Origin of the sequence: Nostoc sp. DedVER02, assembly GCF_034530675.2 — a bacterium.
Lineage (GTDB): Bacteria > Cyanobacteriota > Cyanobacteriia > Cyanobacteriales > Nostocaceae > Nostoc.
In genome coordinates this window covers 21007-41445 of sequence record NZ_JAVRCP020000045.1, presented here as the reverse complement: position 1 = coordinate 41445, position 20439 = coordinate 21007, and the positions used below count along the sequence as shown (strand labels likewise).

Annotated in this window: 20 protein-coding genes; 6 read left to right on the top strand and 14 right to left on the bottom strand. The window is 42.4% G+C overall.

The window, feature by feature from the left end:
• Window positions 1-130: 130 nt before the first annotated feature.
• From lpxA to purC, 5 genes are all read right to left on the bottom strand, one after another.
• Window positions 131-949, bottom strand: coding sequence for an acyl-ACP--UDP-N-acetylglucosamine O-acyltransferase (gene lpxA / locus RMZ41_RS28010; protein ID WP_322641053.1), 819 nt, complete (start codon window positions 947-949; stop codon window positions 131-133).
• A 305-nt stretch (window positions 950-1254) separates the two neighbouring features.
• Entirely contained in the window at window positions 1255-1779 is a 525-nt protein-coding gene (gene fabZ / locus RMZ41_RS28005; RefSeq protein WP_322641045.1) for a 3-hydroxyacyl-ACP dehydratase FabZ, read from the bottom strand.
• Window positions 1780-1878: 99 nt separating this feature from the next.
• Window positions 1879-2727, bottom strand: coding sequence for a UDP-3-O-acyl-N-acetylglucosamine deacetylase (gene lpxC / locus RMZ41_RS28000; protein ID WP_322641044.1), 849 nt, complete (start codon window positions 2725-2727; stop codon window positions 1879-1881).
• Between the two features lie 211 nt (window positions 2728-2938).
• Entirely contained in the window at window positions 2939-5455 is a 2517-nt protein-coding gene (locus RMZ41_RS27995) for a BamA/TamA family outer membrane protein (protein WP_322641043.1), read from the bottom strand.
• 176 nt (window positions 5456-5631) lie between these two features.
• On the bottom strand, window positions 5632-6369 hold the full coding sequence (gene purC, locus RMZ41_RS27990) for a phosphoribosylaminoimidazolesuccinocarboxamide synthase (protein WP_322641042.1): 738 nt from the start codon (window positions 6367-6369) through the stop codon (window positions 5632-5634).
• Between the two features lie 1096 nt (window positions 6370-7465).
• Here purC and RMZ41_RS27985 point away from each other — a divergent pair.
• Window positions 7466-7741 carry a hypothetical protein gene (locus RMZ41_RS27985; RefSeq protein ID WP_322641041.1) on the top strand — a complete coding sequence of 92 codons (276 nt, stop codon included), beginning with the start codon at window positions 7466-7468 and terminating at the stop codon, window positions 7739-7741.
• A gap of 103 nt (window positions 7742-7844) precedes the next feature.
• Here the strand turns inward: RMZ41_RS27985 and RMZ41_RS27980 are convergent, their stop codons facing one another.
• The 5 genes from RMZ41_RS27980 to RMZ41_RS27960 all read right to left on the bottom strand — a co-directional run bounded on the left by RMZ41_RS27980 (window position 7845) and on the right by RMZ41_RS27960 (window position 13800).
• Window positions 7845-10400, bottom strand: coding sequence for a GAF domain-containing protein (locus RMZ41_RS27980; protein WP_322641040.1), 2556 nt, complete (start codon window positions 10398-10400; stop codon window positions 7845-7847).
• Window positions 10401-10589: 189 nt separating this feature from the next.
• A complete protein-coding gene (locus tag RMZ41_RS27975) occupies window positions 10590-11720 on the bottom strand; it encodes a glycosyltransferase family 1 protein (protein ID WP_322641039.1) in 1131 nt (376 codons plus the stop codon).
• Between the two features lie 234 nt (window positions 11721-11954).
• The gene (locus tag RMZ41_RS27970; RefSeq protein ID WP_322641038.1) at window positions 11955-13109 is read right to left on the bottom strand and encodes an NAD-dependent epimerase/dehydratase family protein; all 1155 of its coding nucleotides are present in this window, start codon (window positions 13107-13109) and stop codon (window positions 11955-11957) included.
• On the bottom strand, window positions 13084-13281 hold the full coding sequence (locus RMZ41_RS27965) for a hypothetical protein (protein WP_322641037.1): 198 nt from the start codon (window positions 13279-13281) through the stop codon (window positions 13084-13086). The genes RMZ41_RS27970 and RMZ41_RS27965 overlap by 26 nt, the downstream gene beginning before the upstream one ends.
• Window positions 13282-13800, bottom strand: coding sequence for a hypothetical protein (locus tag RMZ41_RS27960; protein ID WP_322641036.1), 519 nt, complete (start codon window positions 13798-13800; stop codon window positions 13282-13284).
• A gap of 173 nt (window positions 13801-13973) precedes the next feature.
• On the opposite strand from RMZ41_RS27960, the gene RMZ41_RS27955 reads away from it, so the two are divergent.
• The 5 genes from RMZ41_RS27955 to RMZ41_RS27935 all read left to right on the top strand — a co-directional run bounded on the left by RMZ41_RS27955 (window position 13974) and on the right by RMZ41_RS27935 (window position 18293).
• Window positions 13974-14759, top strand: coding sequence for an FHA domain-containing protein (locus RMZ41_RS27955; RefSeq protein WP_322641035.1), 786 nt, complete (start codon window positions 13974-13976; stop codon window positions 14757-14759).
• A gap of 242 nt (window positions 14760-15001) precedes the next feature.
• Window positions 15002-15355: a hypothetical protein gene (locus RMZ41_RS27950; protein WP_322641034.1), complete on the top strand. Its 354-nt coding sequence runs from the start codon at window positions 15002-15004 to the stop codon at window positions 15353-15355.
• A 96-nt stretch (window positions 15356-15451) separates the two neighbouring features.
• Complete coding sequence (locus tag RMZ41_RS27945) at window positions 15452-16963, top strand: AAA family ATPase (RefSeq protein ID WP_322641033.1); 1512 nt, start codon at window positions 15452-15454, stop codon at window positions 16961-16963.
• 142 nt (window positions 16964-17105) lie between these two features.
• On the top strand, window positions 17106-17456 hold the full coding sequence (locus RMZ41_RS27940; protein WP_012407317.1) for a DUF1257 domain-containing protein: 351 nt from the start codon (window positions 17106-17108) through the stop codon (window positions 17454-17456).
• 249 nt (window positions 17457-17705) lie between these two features.
• A complete protein-coding gene (locus tag RMZ41_RS27935; protein WP_322641032.1) occupies window positions 17706-18293 on the top strand; it encodes a hypothetical protein in 588 nt (195 codons plus the stop codon).
• A gap of 47 nt (window positions 18294-18340) precedes the next feature.
• Here RMZ41_RS27935 and RMZ41_RS27930 read toward each other — a convergent pair whose 3' ends face one another.
• The 4 genes from RMZ41_RS27930 to RMZ41_RS27915 form a co-directional block, all read right to left on the bottom strand.
• Complete coding sequence (locus tag RMZ41_RS27930; RefSeq protein ID WP_322641031.1) at window positions 18341-18973, bottom strand: retropepsin-like domain-containing protein; 633 nt, start codon at window positions 18971-18973, stop codon at window positions 18341-18343.
• Between the two features lie 144 nt (window positions 18974-19117).
• Complete coding sequence (locus RMZ41_RS27925; RefSeq protein ID WP_322641030.1) at window positions 19118-19453, bottom strand: XisI protein; 336 nt, start codon at window positions 19451-19453, stop codon at window positions 19118-19120.
• A gap of 34 nt (window positions 19454-19487) precedes the next feature.
• Window positions 19488-19640 (bottom strand): element excision factor XisH family protein, encoded by a 153-nt coding sequence (locus RMZ41_RS27920; RefSeq protein WP_322641029.1) that lies wholly within the window; start codon window positions 19638-19640, stop codon window positions 19488-19490.
• A gap of 26 nt (window positions 19641-19666) precedes the next feature.
• Entirely contained in the window at window positions 19667-20293 is a 627-nt protein-coding gene (locus RMZ41_RS27915; RefSeq protein ID WP_322641028.1) for a Uma2 family endonuclease, read from the bottom strand.
• Window positions 20294-20439: the final 146 nt, after the last annotated feature.

Here is a 20439-nt window from a genome sequence, read left to right as displayed (position 1 = left end):
TAGCAGTGAATACTTAGGAATGCGGAGTTAAAAATTTAATTGATCAATTCCTAACTCCTGTAGAGACGCGATTCCTCACGTCTCTACTCCCACCTTTTGTACAGACGCGATTCATCACGTCTCTCATAATTCACGATTCATCACTCGCGCCCTTTTTCCCCTTACCGGGAATCAAACCACGTCTTCCTGGCATCTGAGAAAGTAAAAGGAAGCGGCGCAGATGTTGTAATTGTTCGCTATCCCCTAACAGTTCCAGTTTTTCCAAAGCATCCTTAAAAGACAAATCAGAACGGTAGAGAATGCGGAAGGCTTTTTTCAATGCCAGTAAATCAGCTGAGTCCATACCAGACCGTTTGAGTCCCACAAGATTGAGGGTTCGCACTCGCGCCGGATTTCCCTCTACTAGCATATATGGGGCCACATCGCGGTCAATACGTGCCATGCCTCCCACCATTGCCTGTCTACCAATATGCACAAATTGATGGACACCTAAAACCCCACTTAGCCTAGCGCGTGACTCTATATGCACATGACCTGCCAACGCCACAGAATTAGCAATCACTACCTGGTCTTCAATCACGCAGTTATGAGCCACATGGACATAAGCCATCAGCAAATTACCATCGCCAATCACCGTTGCTTCACCAGCACCGGTAGCGCGGTTAATGGTAACGTACTCACGAATTAAGTTGTTATCACCAATTTTGACCCAAGTTGGTTCTCCCACAAACTTGAGATCCTGGGGTTCCATACCGATGGCTGCACCTGTAAAAATCTGATTTTGCGCCCCAATTTCACAAGGCCCCTCTAACACAGCATGAGCGCCGATAATTGTTTCAGGGCCCACTTTGACATGCGCTCCAATCACAGCATAGGCACCGACTTGCACTGTATGGTGGAGTTCCGATTTCGGATGAATTACAGCAGTTGGATGAATTAGCGTTTTCAAGGGTGAATCTCCAGAACTGTCTTGATAAGTCAGCGCCACGTAGGGTTTATAAAGCAGTTTGTTACTCTGATCAAGAGATTTGTACAGACTGCCCTCCCATCGAGGCGACTAGTAGAGCATTAAGTATTTCAGTGAACGAAAGTGTCGGGCAAAGCAAGTTAAGTGTGTTTGAGTAGCATCTCGTAAAGAGGGAGTCGAAAATCAAGAAATTATCAAATGCTGTTGTGGATTTTTTTAACTGTTATCCTTTATCAGAATTCAGTAAGGGCATTTCACGGCTATGCCCACACCACGAGAGCAAACTTTTAGCTAACTAGAGAAAACATTAATTCTCCTTCACAAGCAAGTTGACCATCAACTTCGGCACGACCTTGCATCTTACCGAAACGACGTTGTTTTACCCATAACAGTTCCACCGTCATTATTAGTTGATCCCCCGGTACAATCTGGCGGCGAAAGCGAACTTTATCGATACCAGCGAAGACGAATAGCCCGCCTTCTACTGAAGACATTTGAGTAAGAACAATGCCCCCAACTTGTGCCATTGCTTCCACAATTAGCACCCCTGGCATCAGTGGACGACCGGGGAAATGTCCTTGAAAATGGGGTTCGTTGATAGTAACATTTTTAACCCCAACAGCTTTTTTCTCTGGAACGTAGTCAATTATTTTATCTACAAGTAAAAATGGGTAGCGGTGAGGTAGCAATTGCTGAATTTCTTCAGAGGTGAAAGTTGTTTTAATCTCAGATATGATTTTAGTCTCATTTATAGCCTGTGGTTCGGTAGATGTAGTCGTATCGATGGTATTCACTTCAGTGAGAATTGACATTGGCCGTGTGGTTAATTTTTGATCTGAAAGTTGAGCAGAAAGGCGTATATCGAAAGCCTCAATAATCCAGGATTTTAAGCTATAGAGCAAATCTAAAATCTAAAATCCCAAATCTAAAATTTTCTGAGCCAGTTGAATGTGTAAATTGTGGCTGGCTTTATACGCTAAGAAATGAGCAAGAGGGAAAGTTCCTAGTAAACTTAAATCTCCTACTAAATCCAAGATTTTATGACGGACTGGTTCATTTGCAAATCTCAATGGAGGATTTAGCCAGCCTTCTGGCCCGCAAACGAGTGCATTATCCAAACTGCCACCTTTAATTAACCCTGTTTTTTGCAAGTGTTCAATTTGATGCAGTAACCCAAAAGTCCGGGCAGGAGCAATTTCCGTCGCAAAGCTAGCAGAAGCTTTTTCTACTTCAGTGGTTAATGACCAACTATGCCATTGATTACCAATAGCAGTCAGATCAAAATCAATACCGTAGCTAAAGCGAGTTTCTGGTGCTGGGAGGGCACAGACAAAAGCATCCCCTTGATTTATCCATAAGGGTTCTTTAACAGCCAAAGGAATTTGGTTGTTAACGGCTTGTGATACTAAGCCTACTTGGGCAATATTAGCTGTCCACACACTTGCGGAACCATCCAAAAGCGGGACTTCTGGCCCATCAATTTCAATCCGGGCATTATCCACGCCCATCCCTGAAAGTGCTGCCAATAAATGCTCTACCGTGCGAACAGATACCTCGCCCTCACCCAACTGAGTTGAGAGAACAGTGTGACTAACTGCCGTAACTTGGGCTGGAACAATCGGCAAATCCGGTAAATCCACCCGTACAAAGTAGCGCCCACTTCCTGCCTCAGATGGTAATATCCGCACGTGGGTATTCACACCGCTATGCAGCCCCACCCCTGTTTGGGTGATTTCGGCTGCTAGAGTGTGCTGTCGCATAGCCAAAAAGTCAGTATATTTCGTTTAGTATTGTTCATCGTCTGTTTTGGTAGAATCCCTGATATTCCCCTAAAAATGTCATTAATCCCTTTATCGGAACAGTATTGAGGTAAATGTAAAAATTAGCAAGCTAATTGTCATTTGTCCTTTGTCATTTGTCCTTTGTGATTCACTAATGACCAATGACTAATGACTAATGACCAATGACAAATTAAAACCTTTCGCCAATACCGAAATTAATCCGACTATCACCGTCATCGTTGATACCGTAGTCAATGCGAATTGGCCCCAGTGGAGACTGGACGCGAACGCCAAGACCATAGCCGAAGCCACTACCATTTTTGTTCAACACTTCAGCCGCCCTGGTACTAGTTCCCAGATCGCTGCCGAGATCAAAAAATAGTGCGCCACTGACTACTGAAAAAACTGGAAACCGATACTCAACTGATGCTTGGACGTAAGATCGTCCACTACCTAATGCTCCTTCTTCATAACCTCGAACGGAGTTGCTACCCCCAAGAGTAAAAGCTTCGTAGGGAGGCAAGTCACCGATGATAGTTCCTGCTTGCAGGTTAAATGCTAAGGTTTGTGCCCCTTTGCTAAGGCTAATCAGTTTAATGGGTAAATATTGGCTGTAACTACCCCGGAATCTAGTGAGGAAAATATTGCCTAGTCCGACGGGAACCGACTGATCGACCCCGAAGCGAAGATAGGAACCACTAGTGGGTTGCAATGGATTATTACGGAGATCGCGCTGTGCCCCCAGTTGTAGCAGTAGTAAATCGTCTTGACCTCCCGAAGACAAGGTAAGTGGAATTTCGAGTGGTTGACCATTGCTGGTGGGGTTTCCATTCTGGTCTAGAGGAACTCCATCATCATTGAATACCGCTCCTGTTTTTTTGAGATTGCCGTCAGCATCACGGGCAGAAACTCGTTGATACTGTAAACCAGCGGAGGCAGTCCAGACAGAAGTTTTGTAAGGATTGGAGGAAAGGGGACGAGTAAAGGTGATACCACCACCTACACGGAGAATACGAGGGCGATCCTGAGAATCTGTATTCCTGATATCATTTGGGTCAAATGTTCTAATGTCTTCATCTTTGCCATCAAAAATCAACGAAATGGAACTGCGGCGAAAAATATTAGTTGTATAAGAAGTCCGGTAAGGATCTCCTGCAATCCAGGGGTCTGTAAACCGCACATCAAACAGCAGTTCCCGTTCTCCCACCTGTACTTCTGCCCCCAGTTTTTGGTTTCTACCGTTCAGGTTTTGCTGTTGGTAGCTGACTGTTCCAAAAAGTCCGCTAGCAGAACTAATGCCCGCCCCAGCCGCAATAGAACCACTACTGCGTTCAGCTACATTAACTACTACATCTACCTTGCTGGGGTCAGTACCAGGGTCAAGAGACACATTCACATCTTCAAACAGTCCCAGCCCATACACGCGCTGTAGGTCTTTTTGCACCGTGTTGCGATTGAATACTTGTCCTGGTTTCAACTGCAATTCTCGGGTAATGATGTAATCTTGTGTCCGTCCGCGAATTGGTTGTCCCTTCTCGTCTGTCTCCTGACCATCTTTATTGCGGAACCGGACTCTAATGTTTTCTACCACCCCTTCTGCTACTTGCAAGGTAACAACTCCGTTGTCAGAGACTTGGGGCGCTCCAATCACGTTCGCTAGCACGTAACCTTGATCTTGATACCGCTTGTTTAACTGCTTGATGCCTTCCTGCAAGTCGCGCAAGTTGAGGATTTTGCCATACTGCTCCTTAAATACTTCATCTACGGTATTAGCTGGCAGTACGGAGGCAACACCAGTGCCAGGATTAGCTTGCACTTCTACTTTGCTTAAAACGGGGTTAGGCTGTACAACAAAGCTCACCCGGACTCCCAAAGGGGTATCTTCTGGCGATGCTTGGACGTTGGAGAAAAAGCCAGTGCCAAAGATCGCGTTAATATCTTCTTGCAATTGGCTGCGAGTTGTTGTTCGTCCTGGTTGGGTACGAATTACTCTGTAAACTTGTTCTTCTAATTCTGGTGGTAGTTGCCCAGTCTGCGATCTAATGAGTACTTCCGACACCAATACGCGAGGGTCATTGGCTTCTGGGGCTGTGTTGGGTTGAGTATTTTCAGGAGTTGTAGGTGTTGTTGGCGGATTAACATTCTGCGGGCTGGGGGTAGCGCCTGGGTTTGGGGCAGGTGTTCGTTGTTGACCATTTGGGAATGGAACGTCTGGAGCGTTAGATGGTTCTGGAGTTGTGGGTAATATAGGTTCCGTTGTCGATGGATTGACATTCTCCGGGGCTGGAGTTGCCTCAGGAGTTGGGGAAGGCGTTAGTGGTTGGATTTCTGGCGGTGGAATGTCTGGGGCGGGAGAGGGCTGTTGAGTCGGGCTGGGATTGATTTGAGGGGTTTGTTGTGCAGTTTTTGGCGTTGTGGAGGTTGGCACTATTACCCCTGGTGTCGCGTTCGCTGCTGGATTAGCAGGGTAAACTGCGACAATGCGGGATTTTTGTTCCTCTATAACTACTTTGGGATTAGTTAGAGATTCTAAACTTTTACTAGAGTCAAGCTGACTAGTGTTCTTTTCTAGCTGCTGATTTGTTCCTAGTGTCAAAACTTCTGTCGTCTGTTTTGAACTGTTGGCGGTTTCTGCTTTTGCAGTCAATGAGCCGCCCAAAGGGACTGTAATTGCTACTGCTGCCAGCAATACGGGAGATAAACGCATTTTACTTATGATTCCTCTTCACGACCACACACACACCATCACAAGGCAATAATGCCCTTATGCCAAAGGTAAAATTCAAAATATAATTTTTTTCTTTTGCTTTTTTACTTTACAAGGCAAAAGGCAAAAGGCAAAAGTAAAATATAATTCCTTCTGACCTTTTGGTTTTTACCTGCTTAAGTTGTAGCTTCTACTGCTTTTAGCACTCTTTGTAAAACCTCCTGGTAGGCATCCTCTACATTTCCTAAGTCTCGGCGAAAGCGGTCTTTGTCCATTACCCGACGGTTTGAGTCTTCTTCTGCGCTATCCCACAAACGGCAGGTGTCGGGGCTAATTTCGTCTGCCAAGAGCAACTGCTGTTGTGAGTCCAAACCAAACTCTAGTTTGAAGTCTACTAGGGTAATGCCGCATCGTTGCCAAAATTTATTGAGAAATTCATTGATTTTCAATGCTAGATGTGTAATGGCATCTACTTGTTCCGCAGTAGCTAGTTCTAGCAGGTAAAGGCGATCGCGTGTCAACAAAGGATCTCCTAACTGATCGTTTTTGTAATAAAACTCAACCAAAGGCTGTTTCAGAATTGTACCTACTGGCAACCCTGTTTGTTGAGACAAACTGCCAGCTGCAATATTTCTGATCACTACTTCTAAGGGTAAAATCTTTACTGCCTTCACCCGCATCTGATTTGGGCTAGGGCTGTCAATAAAGTGAGTCTTTATACCATAAGCCTCTAGTTGTTTAAAAAGCTGGCTGGAAATGCTACAGTTAATTTTTCCTTTTTCTTGGATACTGCCACGTTTTTGGGCATTAAACGCCGTAGCATCGTCCTTAAAATCAGCCAACAAGACTTCAGGATCGTCCGTTGTATAAAGAATTTTTGCTTTGCCTTCGTATAACTTGGAATTAACAGACATGGTGGCAGGTAAAGTTCTAGGCTATGGACGATTTTTATTGTTTCGGGTTTCACCATTTTATCTTTAGTTAGTGAACTACCCACACTGATTTGGAGTGCCAAGCACTCTAAGGGCTGCTAATTTGACCGAGGAATGCCGGATCTTACGGCTTATGTCCCCGAATTGCTCTTACTTCCTCTCCGTTGACATTAGCTTCCCCTAGAGAAGGACAGCATTCATTTCAACTGGGCTATTTCGACACCGTTCAGTACAAGTCAATGCCACTGAATTTTGTACTCAAAATCAATAGACCTCTTGCAAAAGTGCTTTTTGCACTCTTAGGGAAAAGGGTAAAGGTTACTGGGGTTGGGGACGATACAGAACTTTTTCCCCTTCCCCTTTTCCCGACTTATGCAAGAAGTCTAATAGGTGACTTACAGGGAATAGTCAACTATCCGCCATCAATGATTTTTTAAGAGGACGCAAGGATGCAGAGAATTTAGCAGAGGAGTAGAGGGGAAATAACCAATACCCAATTCCCTCATTAGCAGTTGAGAAATATTAACAACTGAATATCTAACTTTTAACAGACGACAATTAACTCTAGTATTTAGTATAATAATTTTAATGAGACTGTAATTATTCTTGCTCAAAAAACTTCAGTAGTGTATAGCGGTTCCGATTCAGACGCGGTACAACAAGATTATATTTCGAGGTGTAGGCGCACAGCAGTGCTGTGCCCTTACGGATCTATCTAACGTAAACGAGAACCGCTATATACAGATATGTTTAAATAGTCTTAAATCAGGGTTCAAATGGAGTTAATTACAATTTCAACTGCATAAATTAAGATGAGATAAATTGACAACAAGGAGGAAAATTAATAATTTTTCTTTACACACTTTTACAGAAACTAGTTTCTGTAATTTTTACAATAAAAGTATTTCAAGCTTACTCCTCTAGTTTCAAAATCTGAATCAACTAATTCCTGTAATTCCTGCATCATAGAATTGGAAAAAGAGTTGAATGATCTGATTTACCGCAGCCTGACGAAAGTAAAGCTCAAGGTAGCTAGTGATTCCGCTTCAGACATTCAAATAAAAAGTGAATTGAATAAATGGACAACAAAATAGTGAACAAGGATGATTTTCTCTACCCTCGTGGTCGCTACTACGGTCAGGTAAAGCCAGAAAACTTGGTTTTTAATGCGAATTTACAAGAATTTGCTCAACGGGTAAGCTATATTTGCAACTTAGAAACAGGTGGAAAACTGCCTCCAGGTGTAGCTTATGAACAAATAAAGGAGCTATGGAAACAGTTGAAACACTCTAAAAAAGAACTGCGAATTGGCGAAGATCCATTTCAGGATGACCAGGGTGAGGCTCAAGGTTGAAAGGGGGCAGGGAGCAGGGGAGCAGGGGAGCAGGGAGATTAGTTTTCCCCTCTGGCTCTTTTCAATGCCCAATTCTCAATTCCCAATTCCCAATTGACAAAACCTACTTAGTAAGCATTGTCCAAATACCATCCCATGACTCTGGAGGGGGCTTTTGTAAGTAATTAAACGCACGTTCTAGATGAATATCAACAGCTTGGTCTTTGGGTTTGATGCATTTGGCAGTTTCAAAACAAGCGATCGCTCGTGAGAAGTTGCGCGATAAATAAGCTGAGCGTCCAGTATGATAGTGAAACAGAAACTCTTGAGTGTTGGCATCTAAAGGACTACTGCGATCGCCAATTAACTCGTAGATATTTACAGCCTGGTGTTTCCCTTTAACTCGGATTTTATCTAACTGGCGCACCCAAATGCGATCGCTGCACATTTGATAAGTAAATTCACTTAAAATAATGTCACAAGCATATTCCTTAGTTACTGCTTCTAAGCGCGAACTCAAGTTTACACCATCTCCAATTACGGTGTAATCCATCCGTTTGCGGGAACCAATATTACCCGAAACTACTTCCCCTGAACTAATGCCAATGCCAATATGAATTTGTGGCTGCGCCTGGATAATTCTCCGGTGGTTAAATTCCTCTAAGCGTTGTCGCATATCTAACGCTGACTGCACAGCCCTCCAAGCATGATTTTCTGTTAGAGGTAGCGGCGCACCAAATACAGCCATTAATGCATCACCAATAAATTTGTCGAGAGTGCCTTCGTAGTTAAAAACCGCCTCTACCATTGTTTCAAAATACTGGTTGAGCAGGGATACTACTTCAGCTGCACCAAGATTTTCTGTAAGTGTTGTGTAGCCTCGGATATCAGAAAATAAGACGGTTACTTCCTTACGCTCACCCACCATTAAAGCATCTTCCCCCAGAGCCATGACTTGTTCGGCTACATGAGGCGTTAGGTAGCGGGACATGGTAGTTTTCATCCGTTTTTCCTGACTGATGTCTTCCAACACCACCAAGCCACCTCTGACACCGCCTTCTGGGTTAGTTAGGGGATTGACAGTCAGATTCGTACTACGCTCTAATATTTGCACCTCATCAGCGCTAAAAAACTCAGATTGGGGAGTAAGGGGGAGATTCCAGGGAATGAACACATTAGGATTAATGCGATCGCGCACTGCTAAAATTGAGTGTTGAGTAGGATTATTAACTTGAGAAATTCCTACTATCAAACTTTGCTCTGGCACATAATGTTTTGCTCCAGTTTTTAAACTATCTTCTAGTCGCATTTGAAGGTTTTCAATGGGCACAACTTCCCAAACTAAGCGACCAATCAAATTTTGTTCCCACAAAAGCTTGTTTGTTTTGGTATTATTGTTTTTTACAGGACAGCCTAATAGCTCCAGTGCTGCATCATTAATCGTGACAATTTGACCTGCCATATCTGTAGAGATAACCGCATCTGAGAGACTTTGCAAAATATCTTTCTGATACTGTTTTTCTAACAATACATTTTCAAACAAACGAGCATTTTCTAAGGCAATTCCTGCCTGGGTATTAAAAGCCCGCATGAATTCTTCATCAGAGGCAGTAAAACTGTTTTGTTGCTTGTTAATTAATTGCGTTACGCCAATTAATTCATTTGCAGAATTAAATACTGGTAAACATAAGATATTGCGAGTCACATAACCAGTTTTTCTATCCGTACTTGGGTCAAAGCGGGGGTCTTTATAGGCATCAGAAATATTTAAAGCTTCGCCAGTGGAAGCCACATAGCCAGCAATGCCACGGTTAGCAGGAATACGGATTTCTAACAAATTTGTGCCATCTGCCGCTGCCGCAACTTTTGTCCACAGTTCTCTCATATCTTTACGATATAAAAACAGTGTACTTCGGTCTGCTTGCATTAAAATTCGAGCTTGTTCCATGACTATTTGCAAAGTTGCTTCTAAATCCAAACTTTGCCCTAATGTCTGAGTTGCCCGCAATAAAGCCGTTGCACCTCGTTGATTACGAGCAGCTACATAAAAAGATTGGCAGGTTTCTAGAATAATCCCAATAGAAGCAGCAAAGTCTCGAAAGCGTTCTTCATCATCATGATTAAATGGAACATTTCCGGTTTTATTAGCCAGTTGCACTACTGCTACAGTCTGGTTTTTGCTACTGATAACAGGCATACATAAAATATTATGAATTCTATAGCCCATTTGTTTCTCAAGTTCTGGGCTAAATAAGGGATGAGTATAAGTTTCAGATATATTTAAATATTGACCAGTACTAGCAACATGACCGGGGATACCCACCGTAATGGGAGTACGAATTTCTAAGAATTTTTGGCTATTATCTTGAGGAACTTTTGACCATAGTTGACCTTTATCATAATCAACTAAAAAAATAGCAGTGTGTTCTGCTTGCAGAATTTGACCAATTTTGAGTGTAATAGCTTCTAGCACCTTCTCTAACATAGTTTCTAGAGCTTCATTATTGATTAGTTCAATAGCTCTAAGAAATTGCTGGAACTCAGCAGTTATGAAGTCAAGTAAGCAAACAAATTCATTAACAGATAAATCTTTAACACGACGTAGTAGAGCGTGAGTACGATTAACTTGAGTCAGTTCAGTTAATGTAGCCAAGACGCTACCAGGGTTGGGGAGTGTCACGTTGCTTCGCTCCGAATTCAAAATTTAAAATTCAAAATTCAAAATTAATAATCCCCATAAATAAGTTAAGGGTTGGTATTATGAATCTGTTTAGGTTATGGGAATTTTAGATTTTAGACATGGGACATGGTTATTTTCCTTGTCCCGATTGTCTCCCTCATCTCTCTTTGCGTCCCCAGCTTCACTCCCCTATTTTGTTAACTGTTGAGAAAATATCACCTTTTGATAGTAATCTTGTAGCTGCCTGGTGGCAGCTGCCCAACCCCACCTTTCTGCTTCCTGACGAGCATTTTGACGCATCATGTCTCGTTGTTCTTTTTGTTCTAAGAGGCGAATAGTAGCAGCTAAGGCTCCTTGAACATTTGCTGTAGGCTCAAAAAGATATCCATTTACGCCATCTGTGACAATATCAGGAATTCCCCCCGAACGGGCTGCTACGACTGGACAGCCAGCAGCCATCGCTTCTAGCAAGACTAAGCCTAGTGTTTCTGTACGAGAAGGGAAGATAAAGGCATCAGCACTGGCAAAGGCAGAACCTAATTCTTGCCCCATAAGATACCCAACAAAATAAGTATTTGTGCCAGCAAAGTGTTTTTCTAGTGCTTGACGGTGTGGCCCATCTCCAACCAATGCTAACCGCGCTTCGGGAATTGCTTCTAAAATTGGTTTGATGCGCTCAATTTCTTTTTCAGCCGAAAGCCGCCCAACGTAAAGTAGCAATGGACTTTCTGGATGATTTTTTGATAGACGCGATCGCATCTCTACATTAGCCAAATCAGGATGAAATAATTCCGTATCCACCCCACGCTGCCATAAATCTACACGTTCAATACCATGTGCTGTCAATTCCTCCACCATTGCTGTGGAAGTACACAGATTTAAAGCTGCTTGATTATGAGCGCCTTTCAGCAGTTCCCAAAGAAAACCTTCTAGCATCCCCAATCCGTAATGCTGAAGATATTGGGGTAAATGGGTATGGTAAGACGCTACTAAGGGTATTTTGAGGATTTTGCTATAAAATATGCCAGCTAAACCCAAAACGGCTGGATTCACGACATGAATCACATCAGGCTTAAACTCTTCTAAGGCATACCCAATTGCTGGGCGAGGAAGTGCCATTTTCAATTCTGGATACAATGGCAGAGGAAAGCCAGTAACGCCGTAAACTTTAGCGCCTTTGTGTTCAGTGATGCCTCCATCGGGGGCAATTACCAGCACTTGATTACCACTGCGCTGTAAATGGTCAACAGTATGGCGTAGGCGCGTTACAATGCCGTCAACCTTGGGTAAAAAGGTTTCGGTAAATAGGGCAATTCTCATAAAAAACTATTCAGTACAGGCAGATAATCTCAGCTTAAGAGTGCATTTTGCTATTAAAAACAGAGTAAACTGTCTCATGTGCTGTAATCAATTCTGCACAGTCAAAATAACTGTGCTAAAAGGCAAATTTAGTAATAGCTGGATGATACGCCTGATAAAAATAACTAATTGGTCGTCATATTGTGCTAAGACATGACGACCAGTTTTTAACCCACGATTTACTGGGGTTTTACCCTAATTTCTGTGCCAAGAGACTTTGGGCAGAATTTGCTTATGATCGACTCGTTTCTGATACTTAATAGCAAAGTTTAACAGAGAATCGAGTAGAGAATCAGAGAGTAGGTGAGGCTGTAAACCTAAATCAAGCAATTTAGTGTTTTTAGCGTTGAAGTAATGTTCTTCTTTCTCAACTCTGGGATTATCTAAGTGATTGATTTCTACCTTCAATCCCATAGCGTTACCAGCATTTTTCACCATCAATGCCAAGTCACCGACGCTGAATTGTTCCGTAAATTGGTTAAATACGCGGAATTCACCAGCTTCGGCAGGGTTAGCGATCGCTAATTCCACACATCGTACTGTATCCCGAATATCCAAAAATCCGCGAGTTTGTCCACCTTTACCGTAGACAGTTAACGGATGTCCAATCGCTGCTTGAATACAAAAGCGGTTTAGTGCAGTACCAAACACACCATCGTAATCCAGCCGATTAATCAATAGTTCGTCCATCCCCGTTTCTTCGGTTAAAACGCCATAAACTACACCCTGATTTAAATCAGTTGCCCGCAATCCCCAAATCCGGCAAGCAAAGTGGATGTTATGACTATCATGGACTTTGCTTAAATGGTACATTGAACCGGGTTGCTTGGGATAAGGTAGGGTATCCTTGCGTCCATTGTGTTCAATGGTGATATACCCTTCTTCGATGTCGATGTTGGGTGTACCGTATTCACCCATCGTTCCCAGCTTCACCAAATGACAGTCGGGGAAATCTTCCCGCATGGCGTACAGTAAGTTCAACGTTCCAACTACATTATTGACCTGGGTAACAACTGCGTGTTCTCGGTCAATCATGGAAAATGGGGCCGAACGCTGTTCGCCAAAATGCACTAGGGCATTTGGCTGAAATTGATGTAATGTTTTGCTGAGAAATTCGTAATTTGTAATATCGCCGATGAACAAATCGATAGATTTACCTGTCAAATCTTGCCAGCGCTGGAGACGTTGTTGAATTAGTGCGATCGGAGTGAGAGTTTCGACACCAAGTTCATTATCCCAGTGCCGCCGCACCAAACTATCTAAAATTCCAACTTCATAACCTCGATTGGAAAGGTAAAGAGCAGTTGCCCAACCGCAATATCCATCACCACCAATAACCAGGACTTTCATCTTCACCAGTTTTTACTCGCTGATAGCTAAATCTATCAGGTTTCTGTCCCCTCTCAATCATCATTCTGAAAGAGATGTGAATTTTGGGCATTGGGCATTGGGCATGGGGCATTGGGAATTGGTCAATAATCAATAGTTCTTCTTCCCCTGCTGCCTCATCCCCAATGCCCAATTAAAACTTGAAAATCCGATACTGCTGGGCAATGTAATAAAACAAACGATAGTAATTTTGAAAATCTTGGCTTTTGCTTCGTCCCTGCAAACAGTACTTCACTTGACTCTGAGTTAGTGTCAGTGTCATCGAACCTATTTGTCGATCGATTTCTACAACCAGCACCCCAGATACTCCTTGGGCTGTCTGAAAGTTGGATTTTATCTTTTTTACCGACTCTCGATCGTTGGGTAACTGCTGACTTGCCCATCCCCGAATTTCCACTGACTTATCCTGTGGTGAAATAAACGCAATTCCATCATCATTTGCTGGCGCTGCTAAAGAAGTCCAGTTACTCGGATATAAAAATTCAAAGCCATAACGGGAGTTGGTATAAGTTTTCCAGGCGATCGCTCCAGCGTTAAAATCATTTGCAGTACAACCCCACAAAATTATTAACAGGGCAATAACCCCGCTAACACTGGTGGCAAACCGATAAATTCTTCGTCCCAAACTACAGGTTTTATTAGCAGTAGCCATTTACATTACACATTTTGCCAAACTCGCTGATTTTATAGAAGTGCCAGAAACTCAAATCGATACCTTGCACTGAAAGAGCGCTCATCAAAAATTCAATCATATTCAGGATATTTACCATTCTCTTTTTAGTTTTCAGTAGAGAAGCTTATAAAGAGTGCTTTATCACACAATTTATGTACAGTGTATCTAAGACAGCCGAGGTAACTTTAGAGCTTTTTCACTTCCAAACCAACACGTCTTTGCAATTTCCACCAAATCTTTCTGTAATTTGCATCGGTAAGCCAAACGACCAAAAACCACCAGATATTGATATTTCTGGCTTACCAGATTCGGATGTGGCATCTCGCATCCACGCGCAAATTTGGGTGAATGGAGATGAATACCATATCACTGATTTGGGCAGTTCTAATGGCACATATATTAACGGTGCGAAACTTCAACCTCAAGTTTTTTGCCCACTGCATGTAGGAGACAGAGTTTCCTTGGGGCAGGAAGACAAAATAACTTTTATGTTTCGGGTGCAGCAGTCTGCATCTGCCAGAAAAAATCCTCCAGCAAACTCCGCGCCAACAGAAATTACACCACCTATTACCAGTAAAGAAGAGGAACAAGTAATCTTTGCCAGTAAGCTTATTGGTCTAGGACTCATCCTCGCAGGCGTTACATTTTTAAGTACAAGTCTTTATGTAAGCGTCTACTTACGCAGCACTCCTGGAATTTTGTTGTGTATGGGAGGTGTCGTAGCTCTAAATTGGGGTGGACGCGATAATCGCAAACTCGGATGGGTGTTGATTGGCATCGGAATTGCTCTATTCATCGCCAGTGGTGTTGTAATCGGCTCAGTGTCACTTTTTTCTCTGCTGGTGTCATTCGCTGGCATCTCTTGTGGATATCAGTTGTTTACAACTGGAAAGGTGTTCAACTTTAACCCGCTTACGCTCCAAATAGTTAAAAAGTAAGCCAAGTTAGGGAATCATTAATTAGCGATCGCTAATTTCCATTCAGTTTCAGGATTTGAATCCTACCCTAACTAATTCTCAAAGGTTTGTCGTGAGGGATTTATCACTCAATAATCAGCATTTCAGCCTCAATTGTAAACAGATGTAACAAAAGTGGCGTTAAAACGTTTTGCTGTCTTGACAACCAATAGAAGAACCGATAAGTTGATATACATACCCGGGTAAGACCGTTAAAGAGTTATATGCAAACGCAAACTAAGCAAAAGGTCACTTTGTATTTATCGCCAGAGTTGCACAGAAAACTGAAGATTCGTTCAGCAGTTGATTCTGAACCAATGTCAGAACTTGCCGAACGTGCCCTTGGTTTTTACCTGTCTCATCAAGAATTGGTTGACGAGTTAGAAGACTCTTCTTTTGGGCGCACTCATAGAGTTTATTCATGCCCAACTTGTGATAGCTCATTAGTCTTACGTGATGGGGAACTGGTTACTTTAGGCAATCAACCAGGAGTAGTTGGTCAAGAGCATCTTTCCATCGATGAAATGGATGAAGATGAAACCCATCCCAAGGGTGAGGAAGAATTAGTTCCTTGCTAGATAGATAGGAATTATGGATTATTCATTCATGATTCGGTTGTCTTTACCAGAAGCAATGTCTCTACTGTCTCTATAAGGTCTCAAGTAGGTCGAAGTATGAAAGAAGAGCTCAATATCCTAATTCAAGCTCAATACCCTTTAATCTACCTTGTGACCTCCGAGGAAGAGCGGGCCGAGCAAGCAGTTTCCACGATCGCCCAATCGTTAAAACCCCAACGCCGAGTATTTGTTTGGACAGTAACACACGGGATTGTGGAATACGGCCAACCCCGGAACGTCACCCAACATAATACCGTGTCTCCAGAGGCGGCCATTGAGTGGATTATCCGACAGAAAGAACCAAGTATATTTATTCTTAAAGATTTACACCCCTTTATTGATGCACCTGCAACAAACAGATCGTTACGTGATGCGATCGCTAGCTTTAAAGGTACGCAAAAGAACATCATTTTGATGTCCCCAATGCAACAAGTACCTATAGAGTTAGAAAAAGAAGTTGTTGTTATAGATTTTACACTGCCAGATATGGCAGAGTTAAATAAAGTATTGACTCAGCACGTAGACCATAATCGTGGTCGGCGGTTGACAACAGAGGCTAGAGAAAAGCTTCTCAGAGCAGCTTTAGGTCTAACTAAAGATGAAGCTGAAAAAGTCTACCGAAAGGCGCAGGTAACTACAGGGCGTTTGACGGAAGATGAAGTAGATATCGTTTTATCTGAGAAAAAGCAACTAATCCGGCGCAATGGCATCTTAGAATACATCGAAGAAGATGAAACCATTGATGCAGTAGGTGGCTTAGAAGAGTTAAAAAGATGGCTCAAGCAACGCTCTAATGCTTTTACAGAAAGAGCGAGAGAGTATGGTTTGCCTCAACCTAAAGGGATGTTAATTCTTGGTGTTCCTGGTTGCGGTAAGTCATTGATTGCCAAAACGACTTCCCGGCTGTGGGGTTTACCACTGTTGCGGTTAGATATGGGCCGAGTCTACGACGGCTCAATGGTGGGACGAAGTGAAGCAAATCTGCGAAACGCCCTGAAAACAGCAGAATCTATTTCTCCAGCGATTTTGTTTATCGATGAATTAGATAAATCCTTTGCTGGTAGTGGAGGTTCTTCTGATTCTGATGGCGGGACTTCAAGCAGAATCTTCGGCTCTTTCCTCACATGGATGCAAGATAAGAAATCACCAGTGTTCGTGATGGCAACCGCCAACAGAGTAGAACGCTTACCTGGCGAGTTCTTGAGGAAAGGACGCTTTGATGAAATTTTCTTTGTCGATCTGCCAACACCGGAAGAACGGCAACAAATTTTTAATATTCATCTAACGAAACGCCGTGAAGACATCTCTAGATTCGATCTTGAGCAACTAGCCAAGATGTCTGATGGCTTTTCTGGGGCAGAAATTGAGCAAGCGATCGTTGCGGCAATGTATGAAGCTTTTGCCCAAGATCGGGAGTTCACCCAACTAGATATTATTGCTGCACTGAAGGCAACATTGCCGCTGTCTCGAACGATGCAAGAACAAGTAACGGCTCTGAGAGATTGGGCCAGACAGCGCGCACGCCCCGCAGCATCCTCCGTAGCTGAATATCAGCGAATGGAGTTTTAAAAGCTTTCCTCTGCCATCCCAGGGGGAAAGGCTAGCTCCCAATGCTAGCAGTTATAAGAAAAAGCCGCATCCTGCTAAGAGCGGCTTCGCCCGAAACAAACCGTTGTCGTTTTTCTCAATCTTCTCATTGGAGGAAACCCAAATGTCTCACTTTAGCACCCTGCGTACCAAGATCACCGATGCCGAAATCCTCAAAGCTTCTTTGCGCGACCTCGGTATCAGCGTAAAGACTGAAGCTGATGTCCGTGGTTATAACGGTCAGCGCGTCCGTTCTGACATCGTTGCTATGTTAGATGGCGAATATGACCTCGGCTGGTCTCGCAACAGCGATGGTTCTTTTGACCTAATCGCTGACCTGTGGGGCGTTGCTAAGAAGCACAACCAAACCGAGTTGATCAACTCAATCAACCAAAAGTATGCCGTTAACAAAACTTTGGCTGAAGTAAAACAGCGCGGTCTGCAAAACGCCAATGTGAAGTTGGTATTGCAATAACAATTTCTCTGCGCGTTCCCAAAGCTGCACGGGTTAACCATACAAATAGCGGTTAGCCCGCTTTTTTATCGGGACTGAGATGTATTTCTCCGTCCCGATTTTATTTTTGTATTTTGATCTTGCTATTTGTAGCGGTTTTATTAGCATCTTTTTGAATTTACTTAGTCTCAGAATGTAACTTTAGCAACGGTTTAGGGAACTATATAAATGTAGCTCTATTCAGAAAAAAACTAGTTCTAGGCATAAGTCATGGAAATAAATATCAGAGAATTATTCGAGTTATTTACTTCTAAAATTGGGCATAAGGTGATTGCAAAAACGCAAGATAAATGGCGCAGTAGTAGCGAAGGTTGGGATCATCATGCTTTGATTCACATGGGATATTGGACTTTACGAGATGTCAAAAACTTTACCCACGGAGAAGCCTGTAAGGAATTAGAGGTAAAAACAAAAGATGAATTATTTAAATATTTATTAACTACTTTTTTTGACATTGGAGGAGTTGTAAAAGAAATTCTGTTAGAAAAACCGGAGAGTTCCTCTGAAGTGTTTATTTTTACTCCTCAAAATGAGCTAGAAACAGCAGCTATTCAAATCACTACAATGGATGATAGAGGGTGGCAAGGTTGCCTTTACAAACTAGAGTATTATGCTACGGAGAACGATGAATTATGTCTAATTTTTGCAACTAAACCTCCAGATGTAAAAGAACAGGAGTGGTTGCTAGTCATATTTAATCAGACTAAAGGTGAACGGTATTGGAGTGTTCATACTGGGAGCTTAAAGCAAGTGTATTACAAATGGGCAGAAAAAATAGGAGTTCTTAAGTCTAAATAGCAGTAAGTTTGTAAGGTGGGTTAAAATTGTACCTAATCCACTAATTTTTATGACTTCAAATCTTCACGCCATGTAAAAATAATTTGCTCCTCAGCTTGCCTAAATTCAATATTAAATTTATCAAATACAACTTCTCGCCCTAAAAGCAATTGTTCTCCGCCTGTATTGGTTTGTAACCATGCTACAGGAGCGATAAAATTGTGTTCATCAATTGTCATTTCTACATTACGTAAAACGTACTCAACTCTGCCACCTATAGTTTCTGCCAACAAAGTTGATTCGGAATCAGCCAAAGCATAGCCTAAATCTTGACCAACTTTTAATGAAATTAAACTTAATTCAGCACCAGAATCTACTAACATTGTTGTATTAGATTCTATATCTCTGTGCTTTAAAATTACGCTATAATTTGGTTGCCAATCATGTCGGGCAATGCTGCGGAATCGAATTGGTAAAATTTCTATAGAAGCAGTGCGACGAGGAACTAGATAAATTAAAAAAGGCTGTTTTGCAGCATTAGCTAATGCTAAAACTTCGCGTAAGTTTTCACTATGAGCAATTATTCCATTTGGATTGTAAGCGATATATTGATTTTTATATAAATCTAATAACATCCGGCGGTTACGATTCAACCACTTAAACATTTCGTCTCTTTCACTTTTAGAGGGTGTTGTATTCATATATTTAATTTTATCCGTGGATGTGGAATATCTCTGGGATGTCTACGACGGGCTATGACGCTCGATGAGACGCTACGCGAACGCTATCGGCGATCGCACCGCGATTTATCTGAGTGATTGGGTTCCTTTCAACCTTCAGCCATCTTAACCAACAGCGAAATCGGTAAATTGCTGTTTAAAGGGGGAATGAAAAGCTAAAACAATGTCTTTTTTGGGTATACCTCGACTAATAAGTTCATTGGCGATACCTCCTTCTGTACCATCGTGTTGAATCCAAATTTTTTCGTTTTTAATATCTAAATGTAAAACACAACCATATACACGGCGCTTATTTGACCACCCCGCATGAACAACTTGGTAGCGATCGCGTTCTCGATCAAAAATAACTTCTGCTTCGACTTCTTCGTTGCTGGCTTTGATTTCACTGTAAGCTAGCAGCAGTTCTTGAATAAGTTGACGGTACTGTTCTACTTTTGCCATTTTACAATCGCTTCCTCTTCTGGGTCGAAAACAATCAGCCGAACGCTGCTAAAACTTTCTCTGCACCGAGGTCGATGTACATATCCAAACCACCAAAACGCAGCAAAAGCGGGTCATTAGTAATCAGCCAACCCTCTCTCTCCAAAGCGCGTTTTACTGCATCATGGAATATATATTTCGCTGCCATAGATTCCTAGCATTTGTATTTCTTTCTTACCAAACTTGACTTAAATCCAAAACAAACCCAAGTAGCAAAGGATCACCATTAAGCGTCTTAGGATTATCCAATTGTTCAACCACAATATTAGGACGATAAATAAAAACTTGGCGTTGTTTTCTATCAATTAACCAACCAAGTTGTGTCCCATTATCAATATACTCTTGCATCTTGTCTTGCAAAATTTGCAAGTTATCAGTTTCAGAACGCAATTCAATCACAAACTCAGGACAAATCGGTGCAAATTTTTTTCGCAGTTCTGATGGTATCGCCTCCCAGCGATCGCGTTTTATCCACGCTGCATCTGGCGATCGCACCGCACCATTAAGCAAAGTAAACCCACCACTGGAACCAAACCCTACACCTGTACTATCTTGCTTTGTCCAAATACCTAACTGACCAATAATTTCAAAGTTACGTTGGCTAGTTTCCGCATCTGTTAGAGACATAATCACTAATTCTCCCACAGCATTACGTTCGATGCGAAAATCACGGTTTAGCTGACAAAACTCGTAAAACTGATCTTCGGTTAGTGCGTAGGCGTAGCCCGTCGTAGACATCGCAGGTTGCAATTGCAAAACCATTGGTATAATCTCTGTGGCTACAGGTAAGTTGGTGGTCATAATTGCTTTGTGGCTACTTCACCTGCTTTAACTATAATCTTTTCACAATCTCCGGTTAAATGAGGGTTAACTCATGAAGATTAGAATTATTACCAGTGGAAAGAGAACAATGCTTAGGTGGATGGCAAGCTTCGAGTTTGAATTAA